At 66.8% G+C, this 23844-nt stretch carries 21 protein-coding genes, 1 other RNA gene and 1 pseudogene; 17 read left to right on the forward strand and 6 right to left on the reverse strand.

Features of this window, described 5'->3' with window-relative positions:
- Positions 1-220: 220 nt before the first annotated feature.
- The 9 genes from C7I55_RS12230 (at position 221) to C7I55_RS12270 (ending at position 10306) form a co-directional block, all read left to right on the forward strand.
- A complete protein-coding gene (locus C7I55_RS12230) occupies positions 221-952 on the forward strand; it encodes an enoyl-CoA hydratase/isomerase family protein (RefSeq protein ID WP_106513280.1) in 732 nt (243 codons plus the stop codon).
- A gap of 43 nt (positions 953-995) precedes the next feature.
- The gene (locus C7I55_RS12235; RefSeq protein ID WP_233222188.1) at positions 996-1376 is read left to right on the forward strand and encodes a hypothetical protein; all 381 of its coding nucleotides are present in this window, start codon (positions 996-998) and stop codon (positions 1374-1376) included.
- Positions 1373-2761, forward strand: a complete 1389-nt coding sequence (locus C7I55_RS12240) for an NAD(P)H-hydrate dehydratase (protein ID WP_106513281.1) — start codon at positions 1373-1375, stop codon at positions 2759-2761. The genes C7I55_RS12235 and C7I55_RS12240 overlap by 4 nt, the downstream gene beginning before the upstream one ends.
- Positions 2752-3951, forward strand: a complete 1200-nt coding sequence (locus C7I55_RS12245) for a class I SAM-dependent RNA methyltransferase (RefSeq protein ID WP_106513282.1) — start codon at positions 2752-2754, stop codon at positions 3949-3951. Before C7I55_RS12240 ends, C7I55_RS12245 begins: the two co-directional genes overlap by 10 nt.
- A 73-nt stretch (positions 3952-4024) precedes the next feature.
- Positions 4025-4213: a hypothetical protein gene (locus tag C7I55_RS12250; RefSeq protein WP_106513283.1), complete on the forward strand. Its 189-nt coding sequence runs from the start codon at positions 4025-4027 to the stop codon at positions 4211-4213.
- A 92-nt stretch (positions 4214-4305) separates the two neighbouring features.
- Positions 4306-4728, forward strand: coding sequence for a hypothetical protein (locus tag C7I55_RS12255; RefSeq protein ID WP_106513284.1), 423 nt, complete (start codon positions 4306-4308; stop codon positions 4726-4728).
- A 72-nt stretch (positions 4729-4800) separates the two neighbouring features.
- Positions 4801-6783 carry a TonB-dependent receptor family protein gene (locus C7I55_RS12260; protein ID WP_106513285.1) on the forward strand — a complete coding sequence of 661 codons (1983 nt, stop codon included), beginning with the start codon at positions 4801-4803 and terminating at the stop codon, positions 6781-6783.
- An 11-nt stretch (positions 6784-6794) separates the two neighbouring features.
- Positions 6795-8099: a PepSY-associated TM helix domain-containing protein gene (locus C7I55_RS12265; protein ID WP_106513286.1), complete on the forward strand. Its 1305-nt coding sequence runs from the start codon at positions 6795-6797 to the stop codon at positions 8097-8099.
- Positions 8100-8221: 122 nt separating this feature from the next.
- Entirely contained in the window at positions 8222-10306 is a 2085-nt protein-coding gene (locus tag C7I55_RS12270) for an ATP-binding protein (protein ID WP_106513287.1), read from the forward strand.
- 33 nt (positions 10307-10339) lie between these two features.
- On the opposite strand, the gene C7I55_RS12275 is transcribed toward C7I55_RS12270, so the two are convergent.
- The 3 genes from C7I55_RS12275 to C7I55_RS12285 form a co-directional block, all read right to left on the reverse strand.
- Positions 10340-12592 carry a CHASE domain-containing protein gene (locus C7I55_RS12275; protein WP_158266402.1) on the reverse strand — a complete coding sequence of 751 codons (2253 nt, stop codon included), beginning with the start codon at positions 12590-12592 and terminating at the stop codon, positions 10340-10342.
- A 126-nt stretch (positions 12593-12718) separates the two neighbouring features.
- Positions 12719-13771: a 1,9-bis(guanidino)-5-aza-nonane synthase gene (locus C7I55_RS12280; protein ID WP_106513289.1), complete on the reverse strand. Its 1053-nt coding sequence runs from the start codon at positions 13769-13771 to the stop codon at positions 12719-12721.
- Between the two features lie 157 nt (positions 13772-13928).
- Positions 13929-15116 carry a type III PLP-dependent enzyme domain-containing protein gene (locus C7I55_RS12285; RefSeq protein ID WP_106513290.1) on the reverse strand — a complete coding sequence of 396 codons (1188 nt, stop codon included), beginning with the start codon at positions 15114-15116 and terminating at the stop codon, positions 13929-13931.
- 206 nt (positions 15117-15322) lie between these two features.
- On the opposite strand from C7I55_RS12285, the gene C7I55_RS12290 reads away from it, so the two are divergent.
- Positions 15323-16213: a threonine ammonia-lyase gene (locus tag C7I55_RS12290; RefSeq protein WP_332888421.1), complete on the forward strand. Its 891-nt coding sequence runs from the start codon at positions 15323-15325 to the stop codon at positions 16211-16213.
- Here the strand turns inward: C7I55_RS12290 and C7I55_RS12295 are convergent, their stop codons facing one another.
- On the reverse strand, positions 16214-16471 hold the full coding sequence (locus C7I55_RS12295) for a hypothetical protein (RefSeq protein ID WP_106513292.1): 258 nt from the start codon (positions 16469-16471) through the stop codon (positions 16214-16216).
- An 85-nt stretch (positions 16472-16556) separates the two neighbouring features.
- On the opposite strand from C7I55_RS12295, the gene C7I55_RS12300 reads away from it, so the two are divergent.
- Positions 16557-16736 (forward strand): hypothetical protein, encoded by a 180-nt coding sequence (locus tag C7I55_RS12300; protein WP_106513293.1) that lies wholly within the window; start codon positions 16557-16559, stop codon positions 16734-16736.
- A 194-nt stretch (positions 16737-16930) separates the two neighbouring features.
- Here the strand turns inward: C7I55_RS12300 and C7I55_RS12305 are convergent, their stop codons facing one another.
- A complete protein-coding gene (locus tag C7I55_RS12305; protein WP_106513294.1) occupies positions 16931-17587 on the reverse strand; it encodes an alpha/beta hydrolase in 657 nt (218 codons plus the stop codon).
- Positions 17588-17725: 138 nt separating this feature from the next.
- Here C7I55_RS12305 and C7I55_RS12310 point away from each other — a divergent pair, with 138 nt between their 5' ends.
- From C7I55_RS12310 to C7I55_RS12335, 6 genes are all read left to right on the forward strand, one after another.
- Positions 17726-18805: a cysteine desulfurase family protein gene (locus C7I55_RS12310; protein WP_269845210.1), complete on the forward strand. Its 1080-nt coding sequence runs from the start codon at positions 17726-17728 to the stop codon at positions 18803-18805.
- On the forward strand, positions 18802-19944 hold the full coding sequence (locus C7I55_RS12315; protein ID WP_106513296.1) for a cysteine desulfurase family protein: 1143 nt from the start codon (positions 18802-18804) through the stop codon (positions 19942-19944). The genes C7I55_RS12310 and C7I55_RS12315 overlap by 4 nt, the downstream gene beginning before the upstream one ends.
- Positions 19941-20276: a 2Fe-2S iron-sulfur cluster-binding protein gene (locus C7I55_RS12320; protein ID WP_106513297.1), complete on the forward strand. Its 336-nt coding sequence runs from the start codon at positions 19941-19943 to the stop codon at positions 20274-20276. The genes C7I55_RS12315 and C7I55_RS12320 overlap by 4 nt, the downstream gene beginning before the upstream one ends.
- An 84-nt stretch (positions 20277-20360) precedes the next feature.
- Positions 20361-20460, forward strand: an RNA gene (gene ffs / locus C7I55_RS12325) — signal recognition particle sRNA small type.
- Positions 20461-20550: 90 nt separating this feature from the next.
- Positions 20551-22371 (forward strand): DNA polymerase III subunit gamma/tau, encoded by a 1821-nt coding sequence (locus tag C7I55_RS12330; RefSeq protein WP_106513298.1) that lies wholly within the window; start codon positions 20551-20553, stop codon positions 22369-22371.
- Positions 22371-22694 carry a YbaB/EbfC family nucleoid-associated protein gene (locus C7I55_RS12335; protein ID WP_106513299.1) on the forward strand — a complete coding sequence of 108 codons (324 nt, stop codon included), beginning with the start codon at positions 22371-22373 and terminating at the stop codon, positions 22692-22694. The genes C7I55_RS12330 and C7I55_RS12335 overlap by 1 nt, the downstream gene beginning before the upstream one ends.
- A 371-nt stretch (positions 22695-23065) precedes the next feature.
- Here C7I55_RS12335 and mtgA read toward each other — a convergent pair.
- A pseudogene (gene mtgA / locus C7I55_RS12340) lies at positions 23066-23812 on the reverse strand (monofunctional biosynthetic peptidoglycan transglycosylase); the annotation flags it as partial.
- Positions 23813-23844 lie beyond the last annotated feature (32 nt).

The raw sequence follows: 23844 nt of genomic DNA on the forward strand, positions 1-23844 counted from the left end.
AGCGCGATCTTAACCATCGTGTGCCGCACTTCTTCGTTTTGGCACGCTTATTGCTGCGCCTTGGGCGACGGGTCGACGCGGTGCTCGGGTGCCGCCGACATTCGTGCTTGGCCCCTGCCTGTTCGCGGGACAGGCGCCATGCCAGATTTCGGAGCCGGCGCTTCGTGCGCCGGCTCTTTTTTGGCGCGACAAGTGTGCAAGCGGGCGCCAAGGGAGCGCGATGCTTGACCTTCAACGAACCGGCGCCATCGCGCGGCTTACCCTGGATCGTCCCGAGGCGCGCAATGCCGTTCCTCCGAATGGCTGGCTGCCGATTGCCGATCTCGCCGAACGGGCGGTGGGAGAGGGCGCCCGGCTGCTGATCCTTGCCGGTCGTGCGGGGGCATTCTGCGCCGGCGCGGACCTTGGCAGCTTTGCGGGTCTTCGCGGCGATGACGCGGCGCGCGCGGGATTTCGCGACGCGATGCGCGAGGCCTTCGATCGGATCGCCGCGCTGCCGATCCCGACCATCGCATGGATCGAGGGGCCGTGCTTCGGAGCCGGTGTCGCGCTTGCAATGGCCTGCGACCTCCGCGTCGCCACGCCGTCGGCGCGCTTCGGCATCACGCCGGCCAAGCTCGGTATCTCTTATCCGCAGCAGGATATTCGCCGGCTGGTATCGCTCGTCGGGCGCGGCCAAGCGACGCGGCTGCTGTTCACGGCGGCCACGATCGATGCTGATGAGGCCCTGCGGGTCGGGCTGGTCGAGGCGGTGATGGAGGCGTCCGACCAGCCGCATTGGATCGAGTCGATCCTCGGCAACAGCGATGCGGGCCTGGCGGCACTGAAACGCGGTATCCAGCTGGCGGCCGCGGGTGTCACGCAGGATGCGGAGCAGGACTCGACCTTCGACGCGCTGATCGGCGGCGACGAACTTCTCCAGCGCCTGGCTGCGCTTCGCGATGGTCGCTGAGCGCCTCCTTGTCAGCGGCGCGTGCTTGGCTCAGAAGCGGAGCATGATGCGGGCTGCGCTCCTCCTTTGCTCGATGCTGCTTGCCGGGTGCGGCGGCGGCAATGAGGCGGCGTCGGAACCCGACACGAAGGCGGCGCCGGTTGCGCTTGCGCAAGGGGCGGAGCGGATCGACTGCGCGGTCGCCGGTGCCGAGACGTTCGCACCGGACTGTTCGGTCGAGCGCCGGATGACCAGCGATGGCCTTGCGCTGACGGTTCGCGGGCCGGACGGAGGTTTTCACCGGCTGCTGGTGACCAGGGACGGACGCGGGGTGGTCGCCGCGGACGGCGCGGTTCCCGCCCAGGTCACGCCCGTGGCGGCCAATCGGATCGAAGTCGCGATCGCCGGCGACCGTTATCGGCTGCCGGCCACCGTCAAACAGTGACGTTCAAGACGATCCTGACGGCCGCGGAGATGCGGGCGGCCGAAGCAGCGGCAATGACCGCGGGCACGCCGGACACGGAGCTGATGGAGCGCGCCGGGATTGCGGCGGCCGACGCGATCCTGGCCTATGCGGCGTGGCGCCCGACGCTCGTGCTGTGCGGTCCGGGCAACAATGGCGGTGATGGCTATGTGATTGCGCGCCGGCTTGCGGAGCGTGGCGCCGAGGTGAGGGTGGCGGCGCTTGCGGACCCTGTGACCGATGCCGCGCGCCGCGCCCGTTCGCGCTGGGCGGGCCCCGTCGAAAGCCTGGATGCCGCCGAACCTGCGTCGCTGCTCGTCGATGCACTGTTCGGGACCGGGCTCAGCCGCGGCCTTGACGAGCCGGTCGCGCAACGGCTCCTGCAGCTTGCGCGCGCCGCTCGCGTCCGTGTGGCGGTGGATCTTCCGAGCGGTGTCGCCACCGACGACGGCAGCATCCTGTCGCCGGTGCCGGACTATGATCTCACCATCTCGTTTGCGACCCTCAAGCCGTCGCACCTTCTCCAGCCCGCGGCGCGTCACATGGGCCGCCTGGTCGTCGCGGATATCGGTCTGGACGTCGAAAGCCGGGTCGAAACGGTCGAGCGGCCGCTGCTGGTCGCACCGGGGCCGGCGGACCACAAATATAGCCGGGGCTATGTGGCGGTCCTCGCCGGCGAGATGCCGGGCGCCGCCGCGCTGACCGCCTCCGCATCCTTGCGCTGCGGGGCCGGCTATGTCCGGCTGGTCGCCCCAACAGCGGTCGAGGGCGTTCCACGCGCGGTGGTGCAGGGCGGCGCCGATGCGGGGGCCGTGCTCGCCGATCCCCGGGTCAGCGCGATCGCGATCGGCCCCGGCCTCGGCAGAGGCGAAGAGGGGCGTGCCCTCCTTGATCGCGTGTTGGGTGCTCAGGCGAAGCTCGTGCTAGATGCCGATGCGTTGACCCTCGCAGCCGAGGCCGGCGCCGATTTCCTTCATCGCGCCCGCATGACTCCGGTGCTGACGCCGCATGCCGGTGAATTCAACCGCCTCTTCGCCGATCGCAGCGGCAGCAAGGTGGATCAGGCCCGGCGCGCGGCCGAACAGGCGCGCGCTGTCATCGTCTTCAAGGGTCCGGACACCGTCGTCGCCGCGCCCGACGGGCGGGTGGCGATCGCAGTGAGCGCGCCGCACTGGTTGGCGACCGCCGGCACCGGCGATGTCCTGACAGGCGTCATCGCCGCGATGCGCGCCTGGGGGCTGGAAGCCTTCGAAGCCGCCTGTGCCGGCGTGTGGCTGCACGGGCGCGCGGCCGAACGCGCCGGGCCCGGTCTTATCGCCGACGACCTTCTCGACCATCTTCCGGGCGCCTTTGCCGAATGTCTTTGATCCAGACCGAAACCATCCTCCGCCTCGCCGGCCGCGGCGATGGAGTCACCGAAAGCGGGCGCTACGTGCCGCTGACCGCGCCGGGCGATGTCGTCGACGTGGACGGCGCGATCATGCCCGGGTCGCACCATCGCAAGCCGCCCTGCCGCCATTTCCCGGAATGCGGCGGGTGCCAGCTCCAGCACGTCGACGACGAGAGCTTCGGTGGCTTTCTCCGCGATCGCATCGCCGGTGCACTCGCCGCCCAGGGCCTTGGCGCTCCCGAAATCCTCGATGCCCACATCTCGCCGCCCAACAGTCGACGCCGCGCCTCGCTCCGCGCGGAGCGGCGCGGCAAGCAGGTGCTGATCGGGTTCAATGCCGAGCAGAGCCACCGCATCGTCGACATGCACGAATGCCATATCCTGCGGCCGGAACTGTTCGCCCTCGTGCCGGCGCTACGACCGTTGCTGGCCCGAATGCTGCCGGCGCGCGGGCAGGGCGGTGTTCGGATGACCCTCACCGATCAAGGCGTCGATCTCCTGCTCGAAAAGGTCGAGGCGGACGATCTGCGCTCAGCCGAGGCGCTCACCGAGTTCGCCCAGGCGCACCGGCTGGCGCGGCTCAGCATCGACGACGGCTATGGGCCGCAGACACGCTGGGAGCCTGATCCGGTGACGATCACGCTCGGTGCCGCCGCGGTGCCGCTGCCGCATGGAGCCTTCCTGCAGGCGACCGCTGAGGGTGAGAGCGCCCTGGTGGCGGCGGTGGGTGACGCGATCGGCGGTGCGGGCATCGTCGCAGACCTCTTCGCTGGCCTCGGGACGTTCGCGCTTTCGCTCGAAGGTCGGATTCTTGCGGTCGAAGGCGCCCGCGATGCGGCGCTGGCGCTCAAGGCGGCTGCCAATCGTACCCAGCGCCAACTGTTCGTCGACCATCGCGATCTCTTCCGCCGCCCGCTTACGGCCGAAGAAGCGAGCCGGTTCGATGCGATCGTGCTCGATCCGCCGCGTGCCGGCGCCAAGGAGCAGGTGCCGCTGCTCGCCGCCTCTTCGGTGCCGCGCATCGCCTATGTGTCGTGCAATCCGGGCACCTTCGCGCGGGACGCCAAGGCCCTCGTCGACGGCGGCTACCGCCTGACGTGGGTCAAGCCGGTCGGTCAGTTCCGCTGGTCGACCCATGTCGAGCTGGTCGGCGCGTTCGTCCGCTGAACCGGATCTCCTCACGCCGCCCTTCCTGAAACCTCTGGGCCGCTTTGCGGTTCTGCCGCAAAGGAGAGAGGCCATGGCTGCGGTCGCGGGACGGCTGGTGAAATGCGGCGACGGAGTGAGTTCTTACAAGGTCGTGCTGGAGCACGACGACGGCCGTGTCGTCGAACATCGCGTTCCGACGATCCGCGCCGGTGAAACGCTGATCCGGGAAGCATTGGCGGTCACGCTACCGGCGGCGAAAGTCGACCCGTGGAATCCGTAGGCTTGGCAGGGTTTCCGGTCATGGCACGGCCGAGTCTGGGCATGGATGCATCGACACTATTCGATTGCGTACGGGGCATCTAAGGCGGGTCGGTGCAGCGCTCGATCTTCCGAAATGGTCATCGCACTTTGCTGGCGTTCGCCGTCGGATCGGTGCTGCTGCTTCGGCTGCTGGTGCCGGTCGGCTGGATGCCTGTGTTCGAAGGCGGGCAGATCAGGCTGGCTCTGTGCGCCGGTTGGGCGCCCGGTCCGGTGGCTTCTCCCTCGGCGCATGCGGGCCATTCCGCGCACCATGACGAAAGCCCTGCGCCCTCACACGATACCGGCAATCAGGGCCACGATGCACCCTGCACCTTCGCAAGCGCTTCATTGCCGTGGCTGGGTATCGACGCGATTGCACTCGAACCGGTCATCAATGCGAACGCCGCTGCCGGTGTTCTCGCCCTCGTATCGGCGCCCGGTCGCGGGCTTGCAGCGCCACCGCCACCCTCCACCGGTCCGCCACTTCTGTCCTGACCCTCGACGCGCCGCCGACTGAAGGCGGCATGGTGCTGCGCGCGCGCAGCCGGCAGGTTCAAGGACAGACATATGCTTTTCACACCGCAAGCGGGCGTTACGCTCGCTGCTCTTGCGGTCGCCGCTGTGCCGGCGGCCGCCGAAACGCGTCCCGCCGAAACGGACGCGATAATCGTCACCGCAGAGCGCCTCGGCGCCGCGGAACAGCAGGTGTCCGCCCGTCCGGGCGGTGCCGATCTCGTGCGTCGAGAGGATTTCCAGGATCGGCTGGCGGTCTCGCTGCGCGATGCGCTGGCCTTCTCGCCGGGCGTCTACGCGCAGCCGCGATTCGGCCAGGAGATCCGCCTTTCGATCCGCGGATCCGGCCTCAGCCGCGGCTTCCACATGCGCGGTCTGACACTCCTGCAGGACGGTATCCCGATCAACCTCGCCGACGACAATGGCGATTTCCAGGAACTCGATCCACTCGTGCTCGAGCATATCGAGGTGTATCGCGGCGCGAACGGACTCCGATTCGGCGGCTCGACCCTCGGCGGTGCCGTCAATGGGGTGACGCCGACCGGGCGCTCGGCACCGGGCGTTGCCGCACGCATCGACGGCGGCAGCTTCGCGACGCTGCGCGGCCTCGTCTCCGCAGCGTTTGCCGATGCGGCCGGAGATGCATGGATCGGAGTCACCGGCGATCGGTCCGACGGCGACCGCGAGCATGCGAGGCGGCGATCCCTGCGCGCGCACGCAAATGCCGGCCTGCGGCCGGCACCCGGCATCGAAATCCGCTTCTACGTCAGCGGACAGACCATCGATCAGGATTTGCCCGGCGCACTTCCGCTCGACGTGGCGCGGCAGCGCCCCCGGACCGGCAATGATGCGGGCGATCAGGCTCGGGACATCGATTCGCTGCGTCTGCAAAACCGCACGACATTGGATTTCGGGTCCCTGCGATCGGAGGTCGGACTATTCCTCAACGCCAAGCAATTGCACCATCCGATCTACCAGGTCGTTGACCAGCAATCGACCGATTACGGCGCCTACGCCCGCGCCGGCTTCACCCGTGGCCCGGTTGACCTGACACTGGGAGTAACGGCCCGTTTTGGAGCGACTGATTCCCGACGCTATGTGAATGTTGGCGGCCGCCGCGGCGCGCTGACCTTCGACGCCGAGCAAAGCGCCCGGACGATCGATGTCTATGGTGAGGGACGCTATCGGCTGGGGCGGTTCAGCCTTATCGCCGGAGCGATCTACACCGACGGTGAACGCCGGCAGGACCAGCTGTTTCCGATCCCGGTTCAGGGAAGAGCCGCCTTCGAGCAGGTCTCGCCGCGGTTCGGAGTGCTTTGGGCGCCGCGCGCCGATCTGCAGGTCTACGCCAATTACAGTCGCTCGCACGAGTTGCCCGGCTTCATCGAGCTCGCACAGGTGGCAAGTTTCGTACCCCTGGCGGAGCAGCATGCCTGGACCGCCGAGTTCGGGGCACGGGGCAAGCTTGGCATCGCCAGCTTCGATCTCAGCCTCTATCGGGCACGTCTCGACGGCGAGCTGCTGCAGTTCGCGATTGGTCCCGACATACCGGCGTCCACGTTCAACGCGGGCGACACTCTGCACCAGGGCATCGAGGCGGGGCTGGAACTCGCTTTGGCGCCTTGGGCGCGCCTGCGGCAAGTTTATCAGTTCAACGACTTCCGCTTCAGGAACGATCCGCAGTTCGGCGACAATCGACTACCGGTCATTCCGCGCCATGCCTATCGCGCCGATCTGCGCCTCGGCTCGGATCGGCTCTCCGTGACCCCAGGCTTCGAATGGGTGCCGGAAGGTGCCAGGGCCGACTACGCCAACAGCCTGAAACTTGGCGGCTATGCCCTGGTCGGCGCCACGGCAGAGGCACGAATCCGGCCAGGGCTGAGCCTGTTCGTCGAAGGGCGCAACCTCGCCAATCGCCGGGCGGTCGGCGATATCTCGGCCGCGGTCGATTATCGAACGCTGACGCCCATGCAGCGCGCCATCTTCTATCCCGTTGAACGGAGGGCGCTTTACGGCGGCCTCCGCTCGATCTTTTGAGGGGAGCCGCAATGGACACCTCTCTTTATCGCAGGGTGTGGCGTTGGCATTTCTATGCGGGGCTGATCGTGCTTCCCGTCCTGGTCTGGCTCGCCGTGACGGGCGGCCTGTACCTCTACAAGCCCGAGATCGAGCGCGCTTTCTATCACGACTGGGTGGTGCTGCCGGCGCCGGCCTCGCCGCAGCCGCTCGCCGCGACGATCCGGCGGGTGGAAGCGGAAGCAGGCGGAATCGTTCGCCAGATCGCGCGGCCGGCCGGTCCGCGCGAGAGCTGGCGGATGACGGTCGAGCGGCCCGACGGCGTTCGTCGCACTGCGTTCGTGGATCCGGCAAGCGGCCATGTGCTCGGCACGACCGCGGACGGAGGGGTCATGAAAGTCGTCCGGGATCTCCACAGCCTGGTGATCGCCGGACCGGTCGGCAATGCCGTGATCGAGATTGTCGCCGGGTGGACGATCATCCTGGTCGTTACCGGTATCCTGCTCTGGTGGCCGAGCGGCGGCCGCAAAGGGCTGGCGCTGCGGGGCGTACCGGCGGGACGGCTGTTCTGGCGGGATCTCCACGCGTCGACGGGGGCGCTCGTCGGCGCCGTGATCCTGTTCCTCGCCGTCACCGGAATGCCGTGGTCGTTCTTTTGGGGGGCGACTGTCCAACGTCTCGTGACCGCGCAGGGGCTCGGGCGACCGGCACCGCCGAACACCGATCGTGGCGCTGCTTCGCGTCATCATCAGGATGCCGATCCCCGCCGGGAAACGCACCCATGGGCCCTGCATCAGGCGGCCGCCCCCGTCGCCGGCGGCGGCGGTGGCGACGTCGGTCCGGACCGAGTGGCGGCGGTCGCTGCGGCGCGGGGACTCCGGCCACCATATACGCTGAACCTGCCGTCGAGTCCGGGCAGTCCCTACTCGATCAGCCGCACGCCCGCGCGTGCGGACGAGGCGCGGCTGCTCTACGTCGATCCGGCGCATGGGCATGTGCTCGGCGACACCTCCTATCGCGACTTCGGTGCCGGAGCGAAGGCGATCGAGTGGGGCATCTACACCCACCAGGGCCAGCAATATGGCGAGCCGAACCGCCTGCTGATGCTGGCCGGGTGTTTGGGGGTGCTGCTTCTGGCTGCGACGGCGCCCATACTCTGGTGGAAGCGACGGCGACGCGGCCGGCTGGAAGCGCCTCCACGCCCGCGCGGTGAGGGCAATCGGCGCATCCTCGCGCCGATGTTGCTGATCGGAATGGTTTATCCATTGACCGGATTGACCATGGTGGCGGCGCTCGCGGTGGAGCTGGCGATACGAAAGCGGCGCCAGGCAGGATAAGGCCACGACAGTCTGGCAGCAGCCGAACATGCCGCGCGAAGAGTTGGCGCCAATAACCCCGCGGCAGCACGGCCCGTCTTTATTCGGTTGCGGGTAATCGGCGCGTCTGGGAAGAGGCGCGAATGTATCGTTCGATCGAGGGTGGCTTGCGGCACGGCGATCGGCATCTTGGCGGCGCCCGCCGGATGACCATCCTCATCGTCGTTGCTGCGTTGCTCCTCGCGGCGATCGCCTGGGCAACGGCCCTGTTTCAGAGCGGGTTCGAGCGTCGCACTGCAGAACAGGCTGCCATTGCCCAAGTCACCTTTCGAGCGATGATGCTCCAGCAATATGTTGCCCGGACGCTCGATGCCGCAAACATCGCCACGCTTCACGTCGCGGACCTTGATCGTCGCCGCGACGGCGGCGCTCTGCGCGGACGTCCGGAGCGCCCGGCGTTGATCTCGGGGCCAATCGCGCGGAACCCCGCGTTCCTCGGTCTCAGCATCGCCGATGCGCGAGGCGACATCGTTGCCACCACGATCCGGCAGCCTGGGCGGATGATGAACGTCCGCACGCATCCTGCCTTCGCGGCGCACCTGTTGCGCGACACGGATGCGCTGTTCGTCAGCAAGCCCGGCCTGTCGCGGCTTCTCGGCCGCAACACCATGTGGCTGTCGCGGCGGCTTTCGGATCCCAATGGCCGGTTCGACGGTGTGGTGGCGATCAACATGGATCCGGCGCAGTTGACCGGCATCTACGACGACGCGACGATGGGCGCGTCGGACGTCGCCTGGGTCGTCGGGTTGGACGGAGTGATGCGATCCCGCCGGACGCAAATCCAGATCTCGTCGGGTGAGGACGTCACAAAGAGCGGTGCGCTTGGCCTCCAGGCGCGTGCACCGCACGGAAGCTATGTCGGCCGCGACACAATCGATGGCCGCCCTCGTTACCTCAGTCAAAGGCGGATCGCCGGCTATCCGTTGTTCGTCAGCTACAGCGTCCTCCAGCACGATGTGCTTCGCCCGGCAAGGCTGAGGGGGCGCCTGTTTCTTCTCGCCGCCGCCCTCGTGACCATTCTCGATGCGTTGCTTGCTGCCATGCTGATTATCGCCCTGCGTCGGCGGGAAAAGCGGGCGGTGGAACTCGCCGCTGCCAAGAACCAACTTGAGGAAGCGCAACGAGTGGGGCGGATCGGCGATTGGGCATTCCGGCTGAACAGCGACGAATCGCGCTGGTCTCCCGAGCTCTTCCGTCTCTACGAGCGAGATCCCGTGCTCGGCGCTCCGAGCGCCGCAGCCTTTGCCGACTGGCTGCACCCCGACAGTGCTCAATGCCACTGGGACGCGGTCGCACGAACCCTCGAAACCGGCGTCCCGTCCTCATGGGAAGTCATGGTCCGGCTGCCGAGCAACGCCGTTCGCCATCACCTCATTTCCGCGGTTCCGACGCGTGACGAGCAGGGCCGGATCAGCGGCCTGCACGGCACCACGCAGGACGTCAGTGAGCGCAAGGCGCTCGAATCGCTACGGGCCGAAGTAGCGCATCTCGGGCGCATAGAAGCCATGAATGCGATGGCGGCGACGCTTGCCCATGAGTTGAACCAGCCGCTTACCGCCGCGTCAAACTACCTGTCCGGAAGCCGCAGGATTCTCCAGATGCCGAACAAGGCGCGGGAAGACGCCATCGAAGGCGTCGAAGCCGCACGGGAGCAGATCGGCCTTGCCGCGGAAATCATCCGCAGGGCGCGTGCGATGGTCGCGAAGGAACCGACGAAAATGGCGCCGGTGGCGATCGCGGAGATCGTCGACGATGCCATCGTCCTGCTGAGTGCCGGTGAACGAATCAGCGGCGTGGACGTTCGCCAATCGCTCGGCGCGGATGCGCAGTTCGTCCTTGCCGACCGCATTCAGGTCCAGCAGGTGGTGATGAACCTCGTCCGAAACGCCTGTCAGGCTGCGGCAGGCGCCGAGATCCCCGAAGTGGTCGTGTGCAGTACTCGCGCCGAGGACAATCTCGTCTGCATCGCCATCGAGGACAATGGTCCCGGTTTCCCAGGTGAGGCGGAGCAGCTTTTCTCGCCTTTCGTGTCGGGCAAGCCGGAGGGCCTCGGGCTTGGCCTGTCGATTTCGCGCACGATCGTGGAGGCCCATGGCGGCCGCATCTGGGCGGAGGACCGGGAGACCGGCGGCGGCCGGGTCGCCTTCACGCTCCCGGGCCTGGCCTGAGCATCACTCCGCGCAGCGCCTACTTCCGTTCCGTCAGCTGTTGCCCCTGATTGCCGTTGATGCTGCGTGATCGGCCCCGTCCAGCATGTCGCGCACTTTCCGGGCCAGCTGGTGGGCGCTGTACGGCTTCTGCAGCAGGGCAACGCCATCGTCGAGGCGGCCATGGTGGACGATCGCGTTTGGCGTGTAGCCGGTCGTGTAAAGGATCTTCAGATCAGGCCGCCGCGCCAGCGCGGCTTCGGCAAGGCGGCGGCCGTCCATCTCGGGCATCACCACATCGGTGAACAGCAGTCGAACGTCCGGCTCCTGGTCGAGGATGGCGAGCGCTGCGACCCCGTGGGATGCAGCGAGCACCCGGTAGCCGAGTTCGCGCAGCGTCTCGACGCTCATCTCGCGCACCCTGGGTTCGTCTTCGGCGAGGAGGATCGTCTCGCCTGGACGGGCGCGAGGCAGTGCGGGGTCCGGCACGGATCGGGTCGGCTCGACCGGCGCTTCGCTCCCCTGGTAGCGGGGCAGGTAGATCTTGATGGTCGTGCCCTGTCCGGGCTCGGAATATATTTTGAGATGCCCGGCCGATTGCTTGACGAAGCCATAGACCTGGCTGAGCCCAAGGCCCGTACCGCGACCGACCTCCTTGGTGGTAAAGAACGGCTCGAGCGCCCGCGCCGCGATCTCGGGCGGCATGCCGCATCCGGTGTCGCTGACCGCGATCAGAACATATTGGCCGGGAACGAGGTCCATCTCGTGGGTGCGGACGTAGCTCTCGTCCAGCCGGCAATTGGCGGTTTCCACGGTCAGCGCGCCGCCGTCCGGCATTGCGTCGCGGCCGTTGATCGCGAGATTGACGATCGCATTGTCGAGCTGTGCCGGATCGGCATGGGCGCGCCACAATCCGCCGGCGAGAACCGTCTCCAGCTTCACACGCTCGCCGAGCGTCCGCCGCAGAAGCTTCGACATTCCGGCGACCAGCTGATTGGCATCGATCACTCGCGGAGAAAGCGGCTGGCGGCGGCCGAAGGCAAGCAGGCGGCGGGTCAGCTCGGCCGCCTTGTCAGCCCCCTGCCGGGCATTGGCGATGGCTCGGGCGAGGCCAGCGGGCTCGCTCGCGCGTCGCTCCGCCATGTCGAGATTGCCGACGATCACAGCGAGCATGTTGTTGAAATCGTGCGCAATGCCCCCGGTCAGCTGCCCGACGGCTTCAATCTTCTGCATCTGCCGGACCTGGGCCTCAGCATCTTTGCGCGCCGTCGCCTCGTCGCGCAGGCGCACGTTGGCTTCGCGCAGCTCGGCGGTGCGAACGCGAACCTCACGCTCCGTTTCGGCGCGCGCCCGCACTTGTTGCAGCATCAGGGCTGCGAAGAGGATGCTGATCAACGTGCCGGCAACTCCGACGAGCAGCCCGAGCAGGAGCGGTGAGCCCTCGTCGAAGCGCTCCGTCGACGAAAGGCGGATCAACCACGGGCGACCTGCCACATCGATCTGTCGGATTGCGACCTGCCCGGCCCCCGCCTGCGGGATGCGGCTGCGGTAGAGGAGGTGCGCATCTCCGATGGCGCCGTCGAAGACTTCCACGACCAAGTCGGTGAGGTCGCGCCTGGCGAAGATCGCACCGAACAGATCATAAGCGCGCAGCGGGCTGTAGACCCATCCTTGCAGCGTGCCGTCTCCGCTGCGGAACATGGGCGTGTAGATCAGGAAACCAGGCTGCTTCACCGGATCGATTTCCTGGACCAGGCGGACCTTTCCGGTCGTTCTCGTATTACCGGCTCGCGCCGCCGCCAGCATTGCGGTCCGACGGGTGCTCTCGCTCAACATGTCGTAGCCGAGCGCCGCGCGATTCAAACGATTGAGCGGCTCCAGATAGAGAATGGCGGAGAGCTCGGGGCGTTCGCCTTCCGGCCAAAGCCGCAGCGTCGGTACGTCGCGTGTACGGCTTTGCGCGGCAAGCGCGGCGAGCATGGCGCGATCCGGTGCATGGGCCGCATAGCCAATGGCGAGAACGCCGGGATGGTTTTGCTCCAGTCGCAGCCGGCCGACGTAAGCGCGAAAATCGTCGCGGCTGACCTCGCCGGTAGCGAGGAAGAGGCCGGCCGCGCCGCGCAACAGCGCCAGCTGACCAAGCATTCGATTCTCGATTGCGGCCACTGCGCTGTTCGCCAGCCCCTCGAAGCGCGCCTGCCTTCGTCCGGCTTCCGCTTGCGCCGTCAAAAGGGCGGCGGAGATCGTTCCGGCAAGGCCGATCAGGAGAGCGAGAAGAGGCGCGGCGTAGCGGCGCACGAACGTCATGAAGTTCCGACTATCAGGTGTCTGAGCACCGTCAACGCCTCGCCGAGACATCGGCCCCGAAGCCGGACAAAAAAGAACCCCCGCCGGTGAGGGCGGGGGCTCCTTGATGCCAATGTCGTGCTCGACCTATTTGTCGAACAGCTTGGAGAAGCGACGCTTCGCACGCTCCCGCCAATGGCCGCGATGGTAAGCGTCCGATGCAAGCAGCGGCATGACGCTGGTCGCCTCGGCGAACACCATCTGCTCGAGCGCGGTTGAAACCTTGCCCCAACTCGCCGCCTCCTGAAGCGTGGACGAGGAGCAGGCGCCGTCACGCACATCGGCAACGGTGATCTGCACCGCATATTTGTGCACTTCGACTTCCTTGCCGAGGATCTCGGCGCAGACGACCGTGTCCTGGACAAAGTTCTTCGGCACGCCGCCGCCGACCATCAGCAGGCCAGAAACGCCGGCTTCGATCTTGATGTCGGTCAGTTCACGGAAGTCCGCGATCGAATCGAGCGTGAGATAGGGCTTGCCCTCCTTCATGCGATCGACCTGATGCTTGACCAGACCGAAACCGGCCGAGCTGTCGGTGAAGGCCGGGCAGAAGATCGGCACGTCATGCTCGTAGGCGAGCTTGACCAGGCTGTTCTCCTTCTTGCCGTTGGCGGTCAGCCACTTGCCCATCTCGCGGATGAACTCGCGCGAGGAATAGGGGCGGGCTTCGAGCGAATTGGCGATCTCACCGATCGTATGATCGGTCTCCTGCAGCTTCTCCTCGTCTATATAGGTATCGTAGATCCGATCGATGTACAGCGAGCGCAGGGTGTCGTCGTCGGGGATCTCGAGCGCCTGATAATGTTTGTGGCCGAGCGCCTCGAAGAAGTCCATGTCGACGATGGTGGCGCCGGTGGCGACGACTGCATCGACCATGTTGTTGCGGATCAGCTCGGCATAGAGATCCATGCAGCCGCCCGCCGAGGTCGACCCGGCGATGACGAGGAAGATCGAGCAATCCTTGTCTGCCAGCATCTGGTTGTAGATGTCGGCGGCGCGGCCGAGATCTCGGCTCGTGAAGCTCATCTTCTTCATCGCGTCGACGATCGGACGCGCGTCGAAGCTCTTAATGTCGATGTGCTCGACGACGGACGACAGCAGCTCGGCCTTGCGAGTGTCGTTGCGGCTCAGATCGTTCATTCTTCAATCCTCATAGCAATCGTCATGCCGGTGCAGGGCGGCATCTCGATACTGAATATGTGTTACGGGGACGAGACCGAGCCTCGCTCAGGTCCCGTCCGTTGTACAAAATGGCGGCTTGCTCGGACCTTAATCGATCAGGGCTCCCGCCGTTCGATCAGGGTCTGTGCTTGACCGCGATCTCGCGTGCGTCTTCGACGACATCCCCATAGAGGCTGGCCATCGGCTCGTCCTCGACGATCTCCTTGGCGGCCACGCCGAAGCCGTTGAAGGCCGTCCGCATGGCGCAACCATAAGCGCCGAGCATCCCGATCTCGATATAATCGCCCGGGCCGACATCGGCGGGGAGATTGAACGGCCCTGTCATATGATCGAGATCGTCGCAGGTCGGCCCGTAGAAGCTGAACGGCATCAGCTTGCTGTCGGATTCGTCGGCGCGAACGAGCCTGACCGGGAAACGCCAGCCGACATGCGCCGCATCGAACAGGGCGCCATAGGCACCGTCGTTGATGTAGAGCTGGTCGCCACGACGCTTCTCGACGCGCACAAGCACGCTGGCATATTCTGCGCTCAGCGCCCGGCCCGGCTCGCACCAGAGCTCGGCCGAATAGCTGACCGGAAGACTCTCGAACGCTTTCGCGATCACGTCGAAATAGCCTTCGAGCTCCGGCGGCTCCATGCCCGGATAGACGGACGGGAAGCCGCCGCCGACATCGACGATGTCGACCGTGACCGCCGCCGCGACGATCGCAGCGCGAACCCGCTCCATCGCTTCCGCATAGGCCTTCGGAGTCATCGCCTGGCTGCCGACATGGAAGCAGATGCCGAGGGCATCGGCCGCCTGGCGAGTGGCGAACAGCAATTCGCGCATCTCCGCCGGATCGGCGCCGAACTTGGACGCGAGGCTGAGCTTCGAATGATCGGACGAGACGCGGATGCGAACGCACAGGTTCAGATCATCGGCGCCATCGGTGGCGCGAACAATCTTCTCCAGTTCCTCCATCGTATCGAGCGAGAAGGTGCGAACACCGAGCTTATAGGCTTCGGTGATTGCTTCCTCGGCTTTCACCGGGTGCATGAAACACAGGGTCGCTTCCGGCAACGTCTCGTTGACCAGGCGCACCTCGGCGAGCGACGCGACGTCGTAATGCGTAACGCCGGCCTCCCACAGGATGCGGAGCAGGTCGGGAGACGGATTCGCTTTCACTGCATAAAGCGACCGACCCGGGAACTTCTCGATGAAGAATCGGGCCGCGCGCCGTGCAGCGTGCGGACGAAGGAGCGTGACCGGCTGTACCGGACGAAGGGCGGCAGCTAGCCCCAGCGCATTATGGTGCGTGTGCAACTCAAGGGACCTCCAAAGGCGGTAGTTGACGACATGGCTGCCTTGCGGTTGTTGGAAGTCCCCATGGGGCAGCGGCGCCGATATATTGGCGCTGTCCCCCCATGTAAAGAGTTGCTTTTTTACGTAAGAATACAGGGGTTTGTATGGCAGAGAGACGACCGGCGGCGGAGGGTGTCGCAGCTGCGGCGAAGCGATTGGCGAGTCACGTGACTCGCACGCCCCTGTTGCCGCTCGATTGGGGCGGCAATCGGGTGTGGATCAAGGCCGAGTGCCTGCAGCAAGGCGGCAGCTTCAAGCTGCGCGGCGCGATGAACCGGCTGCTGCTGCTGAGCGATGCTGAAAGGGCCCGCGGCGTTGTTGCTTTCTCATCTGGCAATCACGCGCAGGGTGTTGCGATCGCTGCAAAAAGGCTCGGGATCGAGGCGACGATCGTGATGCCGTCCGATGCCCCGGCGGTGAAGCGCGACGCGACCTTGGCCGCCGGCGCCAAGATCGTCCCTTATGATCGGGAGACGGAGAGCCGCGAAGAGATCGGCGCACGGATCGCCCGAGAGCAGGACTGCGCGTTGGTGCCGTCATTCGACGATGTCGACGTGATCGAAGGGCAGGGCAGCGCCGGCGTCGAGATTGCGGAGCAACTCGGCGAGATGCCCGACACGGTGCTGGTGCCGTGTGGTGGCGGCGGCCTCTCGGCCGGCATCGCTCTAGCGCTGCCCGAGGCGGAGATCGTGACGGTCGAGCCGCTGGGGTGGGACGACATGGCGCGCTCGATCGTGGCCGGCGAACCGGTGCCGGTGGTCGAGCCGGCGCCTCCGACGCGCTGCGACGCGCTCCAGACCAAGCGCGTCTCGACGCTGACGCTCGGTGCGTTGCGCGACAGCGGCGCACGGGGGATCGCGGTGACGGAAGGGGAGATCGAGGCGGCGATGGCCTTTGCAATGCGCCAGTTGCGCATCGTCGCGGAGCCGGGCGGCAGCGTCGCGCTTGCGGCATTGCTGGCGGGGAAGGCTGGCGCCGTCAGCGACCGCACAGTGATCGTTGTGTCGGGCGGGAATGTCGATCCGTCGCTCTATGCCGAGATCGTCGCCGGCAGTTGATCAAGCGGCGCCGGCGACTCGCTGACCCTGAAAGGTGAAATGCACTGGGGCGAGCGCCTCGACCTGGCGCGTCACCATCTCGAGCTCGGCGGCGAGGGTCCCGATCTCTGCGGCGTAATGGAGCGCATCGGTGCCGGGGCGGGCCATTGCGGCGGCGTCGAGAAGGGCGTCGAGCATCATCGTGACGCTCGGCAGGATCGATCCCTCGATCCGGACAAAGGCAGCATCGAGGCTGCGGGTCGAGTCAGCGTTGATCATGCGACTCTTGTAGACAGCGCCGCTTTAACCCTTGGTAAAGTGTGAAGGCTTTTTTCCGGCGGCGCGGCGTGGCAGGAGCGGGGGCATGTCCAGCCTGTTCTCGGTCGCCCTCTCGGTCGCAGTGATCGCCGCCTTCGCGCTGTCGATCGGCGGCACCTATCTTCTGGTGAAGCGGAAGGAGCGCAAGCAGGGGCTGCTGATGCTGCTTTGCGCCGCGGTGTTTTTCGTCAACGTGCTGATCTGGACCTTGCCGACGCCGGGCTAAAGGCGCGAAGCCCCGTGCCTTCCTCTTCTTTTCCCCTTGATGGGGGCGAGTAGGATGGCGCCGGTGCGGGTTCCTGATGCCGGCCGCTGGCTCGACCGAAGGTGAAGGGCGCTGACCTTGAACCCGCGCCTGATGTTCTGGGTCCCCAACCCTCCCCATCAAGGGGGAGGGCCAGAAGGGAACTCGTCCTCCGCTCAGCGGATCGTGCAGCTCGGGTCGAGCCGGAAGTCGAGATAGTCGTCGACCGACTTCATCAGCTGCGGCATTTCGTTCGCGAAGAAGTGGTTCGCGCCCGGAATGGTGTCGTAGTGGATGGTGATGTGCTTTTGGGTCCGGAGCTTGTCGACCAGCTTCTGCACCGCGGACGGAGTCACCACCTCATCGCCTTCGCCCTGGATGATGATGCCCGAGGCGGGGCAGGGGGCGAGGAAGGTGAAATCGTACATGTTGGCCGGCGGCGCGATCGAGATGAAGCCGCGCACTTCGGGGCGGCGCATCAGCAATTGCATTCCGATCCAGGCGCCGAAGCTGACACCGGCGATCCAGGTCGTCTCCGCTTCCGGATGGACCTGCTGAACCCAGTCGAGCGCCGACGCGGCGTCGGAGAGCTCGCCGATACCGTTGTCGAAGATGCCCTGGCTCTTGCCGACGCCCCGGAAGTTGAAGCGCAACGTGGCGAAGCCACGGCGGACGAAGGTCTTGTAAAGGGCCTGGACCATCGCATTGTTCATCGTGCCGCCGCCTTGCGGGTGCGGATGAAGGATCAGGGCGACAGGCGCACGCGGGCGCGGACCAGGGCTGAAACGGCCTTCGAGACGGCCTTCCGGACCGGGGAATATGACTTCTGGCATTGCACCTGCGCTTGGGCTTGCGTGATAGGAATATCGGGGCTGCCCCCGACGCGTGCTCGCTATATAGGCCTCGGACGCTTTCGCGCAATTTGAAAGGGTCGGGGCCGGGACGGCGTCCGCCTCCGATGGGCAAAGCTGGTGAAAGGGAAGCACGTGCCGCGCCGCATCTACCTCGATCACGCCGCGACGACGCCGATGCTGCCGCAGGCCGTCGCAGCGCTCCAGGAGGCATGTCTGCTCTGGGCCAATCCCGCGTCGGCCCATGCCGAGGGGCGCGCCGCCCGTGCGCGGCTGGAGGATGCGCGGCGGCGTATTGCCGCCGCGCTCGGCTGGGACGGCACGGTCGTCTTCACCTCGGGCGCGACCGAGGCGATTGCGTTGGTGTTCGATCGCGCCAGGGCCAAGGATTGCATCGTCTCGGCGGGCGAGCATCCCGCCATTCTGCGCAGCGCACCTGACGCGCGCCGGATCCGGCTTCGCCGTGATGGCACACTCGACCTCGACGATCTCGATGCCGCGCTGCACGACACGGAGCGGCCGCTCGTCGCAGTCCAGGCGGTCAACAACGAAACCGGTGTGATCAACCCGCTCGATGTGGTGGCGACGCGGGTCGCCGCGGCCGGTGGGCTGATGCTTGCAGATTGCGCCCAGAGCGCCGGCAAGCTGCCTTTGCCGGAGGCCGATTTCATCGTCGTCGCCGCGCACAAATTCGGCGGGCCGCCCGGGATCGGCGCGCTGCTGGTCAAGGATGGGACGCGGCTTGCCGCAATCGGCGGCCAGGAAGGCGGATTTCGGCCCGGCACCGTCGCCGTGCCGTCGATCATGGCCTTCGCGGCGGCGGCCGAAGCGGACCATGGCTGGTATCAGCATGCCGACGCACTCCGCGCCAGGCTCGACGCGGCAATCCGGGGGGCGGGCGGCGAGGTGGTCGCCAGTGCTGCGCCGCGGATCCCGACCATATCCGCCTACCGAATGCCGGGCGTGCCCGGCGCGTCACAGATGATGCAGTTCGATCTTGCCGGGATCGCAGTCTCCTCGGGCAGCGCCTGCTCCTCCGGCAGCGTCAAGACGAGCCACGTGCTGGCCGCGCTCGGCATGGCGGAAGAGGAAGCACGCGAGGTGATCCGGGTCAGCTTCGGGCCGGAGACGACAGAGGCGGACGTCGACGCGCTCATCGCCGAATGGCGTCGGCTGTTCGACCGAAGGAGGGCGGCATGAGCCCGATCTATCTCGATTATCAGGCAACCACGCCGATTGCACCGGAAGTCGCCGCAGCGATCCGGCCGTGGATCGAGGAGAGTTTCGGCAATCCGCACAGCGCGCACCGTCTGGGCCGCGAAGCCGCGGCGGTGATCGAGATCGCACGCGGGCACATCGATGCGGCGCTGCGCCTGGGAACAGCCGGGCCGCTCCCCGCCGCCCGGCTGTTTTTCACCTCAGGGGCGACCGAAGCGGCCAATTGGGGGCTGAAGGGCGCGGCCGCGCGTTTGCCCGCGAACAAGCGGAGGATCGTCACCCTCGCCACCGAACATGCCTGCGTGCTCGACAGCCTTGCCTGGCTGGCAACGCAGGGCTTCGACATCGAGATCGTGCCCGTCGCGGCCGATGGGATCGTCGACATCTCGCGGTTCGCCGGCGCGTTGACGGAGAAGACCGGTCTCGTGGCCGCGATGCTCGTCAACAACGAGATCGGCGTGATCCAGCCGATCGCGGAGATTGCCGCGCTCGCCCATGCCCGTAATGCCCTGGTCTTCTGCGATGCCGTTCAGGCGCTCGGGCGCGTTCCGATCCCGCTCGAGTCCTGCGACCTGGTCACGGTCTCGAGCCACAAGGTGCATGGTCCCAAGGGCGTCGGCGCACTCTGGATACGTGCCGGGGTCGCGGTGGATCCGTTGCTTCATGGCGGCGGGCAGGAAGGCGGGCTGCGGTCCGGTACGCTGTCGCCGGCGCTGTGCGTCGGCTTCGGCGAAGCGGCCCGCTTGCTGGTCTCGCGGGCGGACGAGGATCATGTTCATGTCGCCCGCCTTTGGTCGGTCGCGCGCACGCAGCTCGGAAAGTGGACTCTGAACGGCGTCGCGGAGCAGCGCTATCACGGCAATCTCAACATCCGCCGCGACGGCGTCGATTCGTCGCGCCTCCTTTCGGAGGTTCGGCAGGTCGCTTTTTCCGCAGGATCCGCCTGCGCTAGCGGCTCGGGACGCCCGAGCCATGTCCTGTCGGCGCTCGGCCTGGCCGATCGGCAGGCACGCTCGAGCATTCGCATAGGCTTCGGCCGCTATACCAAGGAGGAAGATCTGGTCCGCGCGCTCACCCTGATAGACGATGCCGCCAACCGCCAGCAGGCTTTTGCGGCATGACCAGGATTCGCTTCTTCTCCGCGGACGGAGCCCGTGTCCAGGAGGTCGAGGCGGCCGCCGGGGAGCGCCTGCTCGACATCGCACAGGCGCAGGGTCAGCCGCTGGAAGGCACGTGCGAGGGGCAGATGGCCTGCTCGACCTGCCACGTCATCGTCGATGCGGATGATTTCGCGAAGCTGCCGCGGGCGAGCGAAGAGGAAGAGGATTTGCTCGATCTCGCCGCCCACGTCACCCGGACGTCGCGGCTGTCGTGCCAGATCTGGCTGACTGAGGATCTCGCGGATCTGACGGTGCGGATGCCCGGGAGCGCACACAATATGCAGGGCCGCTGAACCGGCGGCCCCGCCTGGACCGCCCGTGCCGGGAGTCTCGGGGGCTTGCGGCTTGCATCGGCGCGGACCTGCCGCCATATGCGCCGCGGGAGTCGGGCGGACGGCGCTCTCGCCAACCCGGTCAGGTCCGGAAGGAAGCAGCCGTAACGAGTTCAAGCTCCGGGTCGTCCCGGCTCCCACCTTACCCGATCGACGCTTTTCCCGATCCGGTGACAGGCTCGGTCAGCCCCACGGCCTTCGACAGCGGCCGCCTGTTCGTCTAGTGTTCCCGCCGATGGCAACCGAATCCGATTCCCCCGACGCGCTCTCCTTCGGCCTTGGCCTGGACGAGCCTCCGCAGCCCGCGAAACCTGAACCCGCGGCCGCTGCGCAGCCCTATCGGGTGCTCGCGCGCAAATACCGGCCGCAGAGCTTCGAGGAGCTGATCGGCCAGGATGCGATGGTCCAGACGCTTGGCAACGCGATCAAGCGTGACCGGCTCGCCCACGCTTTCCTGATGACCGGGGTCCGCGGGGTCGGCAAGACCTCGACGGCGCGCCTGATTGCCAAGGCGCTCAACTGCATCGGTCCGGACGGCACCGGCGGGCCGACGATCAGCCCGTGCAATGTCTGCGAGCCCTGCCGTGCGATCGCGGAGGGGCGGCATATCGACGTCGTCGAGATGGACGCGGCAAGCCATACCGGCGTCGACGACGTCCGCGAGATCATCGAGGCGGTGCGCTACGCGGCGGTCTCGGCGCGGTACAAGATCTACATCATCGACGAAGTCCACATGCTGTCGAAGAATGCGTTCAACGCGCTTCTGAAGACCCTCGAGGAACCGCCCGCCCACGTCAAATTCCTGTTCGCCACCACCGAGGTGAACAAGGTCCCGATCACCGTCCTCTCGCGCTGCCAGCGCTTCGATCTGCGCCGCATCCCGGCCGAGAAGCTTGCCGACCATTTTGCCGAAGTGTCGCGGCTCGAGGGCGTGGAGGTCGAGCCCGAGGCGCTCGCGTTGATCGCCCGCGCGGCCGAGGGCTCGGCACGCGACGGCCTCTCGATCCTCGACCAGGCGATCGCCCATGGGTCGGGCGGGGTCAGCGCGGAGCAGGTGCGGGCGATGCTCGGCCTCTCTGATCGCGGCGCGATTCGCGGTCTGCTGGGCCTGCTTCTCGCCGGCGACGCCCGGGCCGCGCTCGAATCGCTGCGCGGGCAATATGATCTGGGCGTAGAGCCGTCGGCGGTGCTGCGCGGCCTGCTCGAGAGTGTCCACGGCATCACCCGTGCCAAGGTTGGCGGTGTGGATGACCGCGCCCAGTCGGCCGAGGAGCGCGAAGCCTATGCGGAGTGGGCGGGCCGCCTCTCCCATGCGGTGGTTCACCGGCTTTGGCAGTTGCTGCTCAAGGGGCTTGCGGAGGTGCACAGTGCGCCGATGCCGCTGGAGGCGGCGGAGATGGCATTGCTCCGGGTCATCCACGCCTCGGAAATGCCCGATCCCGGTGCCCTGCTCGAACGGCTTGCCAATGGCGAGGCGCTGCCGGTGCGCGCTCCGTCCGCAGCGCCTGCCGCTGCTGGGAGCGCACCGCTAGCCCAGGCGACGCCCACCGCAATCCCGCTTGTACAAGCCGCTGCCGTCGAACCGGCAGCCGCTGAACTTCCGACTGCTGAACCTGCGGCTGCCGAACCTCCAGCTGCGCCGCCGCCGCCGCCGTCCCCGATCGCGGAAACCGCGTCCAGGGCCGCGCCAGCAAGCTACAAGGATCTGATCGAGACGCTTGCGCTCAAGGGCAAGCCGCACCTGGCCCAGCAGCTCCACGATTTCTGCGGCCTCGTGCGCTATGCGCCGCCGGAAATCGCGATTCGCCCGGTGAAGCCGATGTCGAGCGACCTCGTCCGGGATCTCGGCGCCGCGCTCAAGGGACTGACCGGCGAGACCTGGCAGGTCACCGCGGAGGACGGTAAGGCCGAGCCGACCCTGCTCGAGCAGGAGAAGATGGCGGCGGAGGCCGAGCGCCAGAGCGTGCTCGATTCGCCGCTGGTCAAGGCTGCGTTTGACGCCTTCCCTGGCGCCGAGCTGGCCGCCTATACTCTTGACGAACAACGGAGTGCGTAATGCCCAATCTCGACGAACTCATGAAGATGGCCCAGGAAGCCCAGGCCAAGCTGATGCAGGCCCATGAAGGCCTCGACAAAGTAGAGGTCGAGGGCGCGTCCGGCGGCGGTCTGGTCAAGGTGCGGGCCTCGGCCAAGGGCCAGATCCTCGGCATCGACATCGACGAAAGCCTGCTCCAGCCGAGCGAGAAGAACATGGTCGAGGATCTCGTCGCCGCCGCGATCAACGATGCGCGCGCCAAGGCCGACGAAGCCGCAAAGGGCGCGATGGCCGATGTCACGGGCGGTCTCCAGCTTCCCCCAGGCTTCAAGATGCCGTTCTGATCAACCCATCGAAGTGGCACTTCGATGGGGCTCGGCGGCCGGGATCTCAGGAAGAAGCGCGGAGTGCTCTCCTTGCTGACCGTCTGCCGATCGCCAAAGAATCCGATGCCTTTTCCTCCCTGAGATCCCGGCCTTGCCGGGATGACGGCGAGGGGAGGGCGTTCGGCCTAGATCTCGTTGCTCTCGGCGGGGGGCGCCGGCCCCTCTTCTTCGATCACCGGCGCCGCATCCGCCTGCGGCTGCTCATATTCCTCGCCGGGGAGTTCCGTCGGGGCGCGCGCAGGTAGCGGTTTCGGAGTGGTCCTCGCCTTCTTCTTCGGTGCGGTCGGCTCGGCCGCCTCGCGGTTCGACGGTGCCGTCCTGCCCTCATAGACGCAGGCATCCAGCCCCTCACGGGCGACGACGCCGATTCGTCCGGTGATCGAATTGCCGTATCGGCGGGTGAAGCCCTTGGGAGCGGTGGCGCCCCGTTTCTTGGGCAGAGGCAGGATGGCGGCGATGCGGGCGGCTTCGACTCGGCTCATCGTCGAGGCATCATGATTGAAGTAGCGCTCGGCACCGGCATTGACACCATAGGTGCCGATGCCGGTTTCGGCGACGTTGAGATAGACCTCCATGATCCGCCGCTTGCCCCACAAATTCTCAATCAGCAGGGTGTAATAGGCCTCCAGGCCTTTGCGGAAGTAGCCGCCGCCCTGCCAGAGGAAGGCATTCTTGGCGGTCTGCTGGCTGATCGTCGAGCCGCCCCGGATGATCTTGCCGCCGCGTGCATTGCGGCGCATCGCCGCAGCGATCGCGTCCTGATCGAAGCCCGAATGGGTGCAGAATTTGCTGTCTTCGGCCGCGACCACCGCACGAACCATGTCGCGATCGATCTCGTCGATCCCCATCCAGTCGCTGGTCGCCGATCGTCCGGACACCATGTCGCCGATCATCGTGACGGTGATTGGCGGATTCACGAAGCGGTAGAGCAGCACCCACAGGACGCTGACCAGCAGGAAGAGGAAGACTGCCTTGATGATCCAGCCGAGAATGCGGCCGAGCCAGCCGCGGCGGGACGGGGAGCGACGGCCCCCGGAACGAGGACGTGACGTGGGGCGGGAGGCAGCGCGGGCCATTTCCGTCTAGCAGACACGAAAATGCCCCTCCC

The organism is Allosphingosinicella deserti, from assembly GCF_003012735.1.
Lineage (GTDB): Bacteria > Pseudomonadota > Alphaproteobacteria > Sphingomonadales > Sphingomonadaceae > Allosphingosinicella > Allosphingosinicella deserti.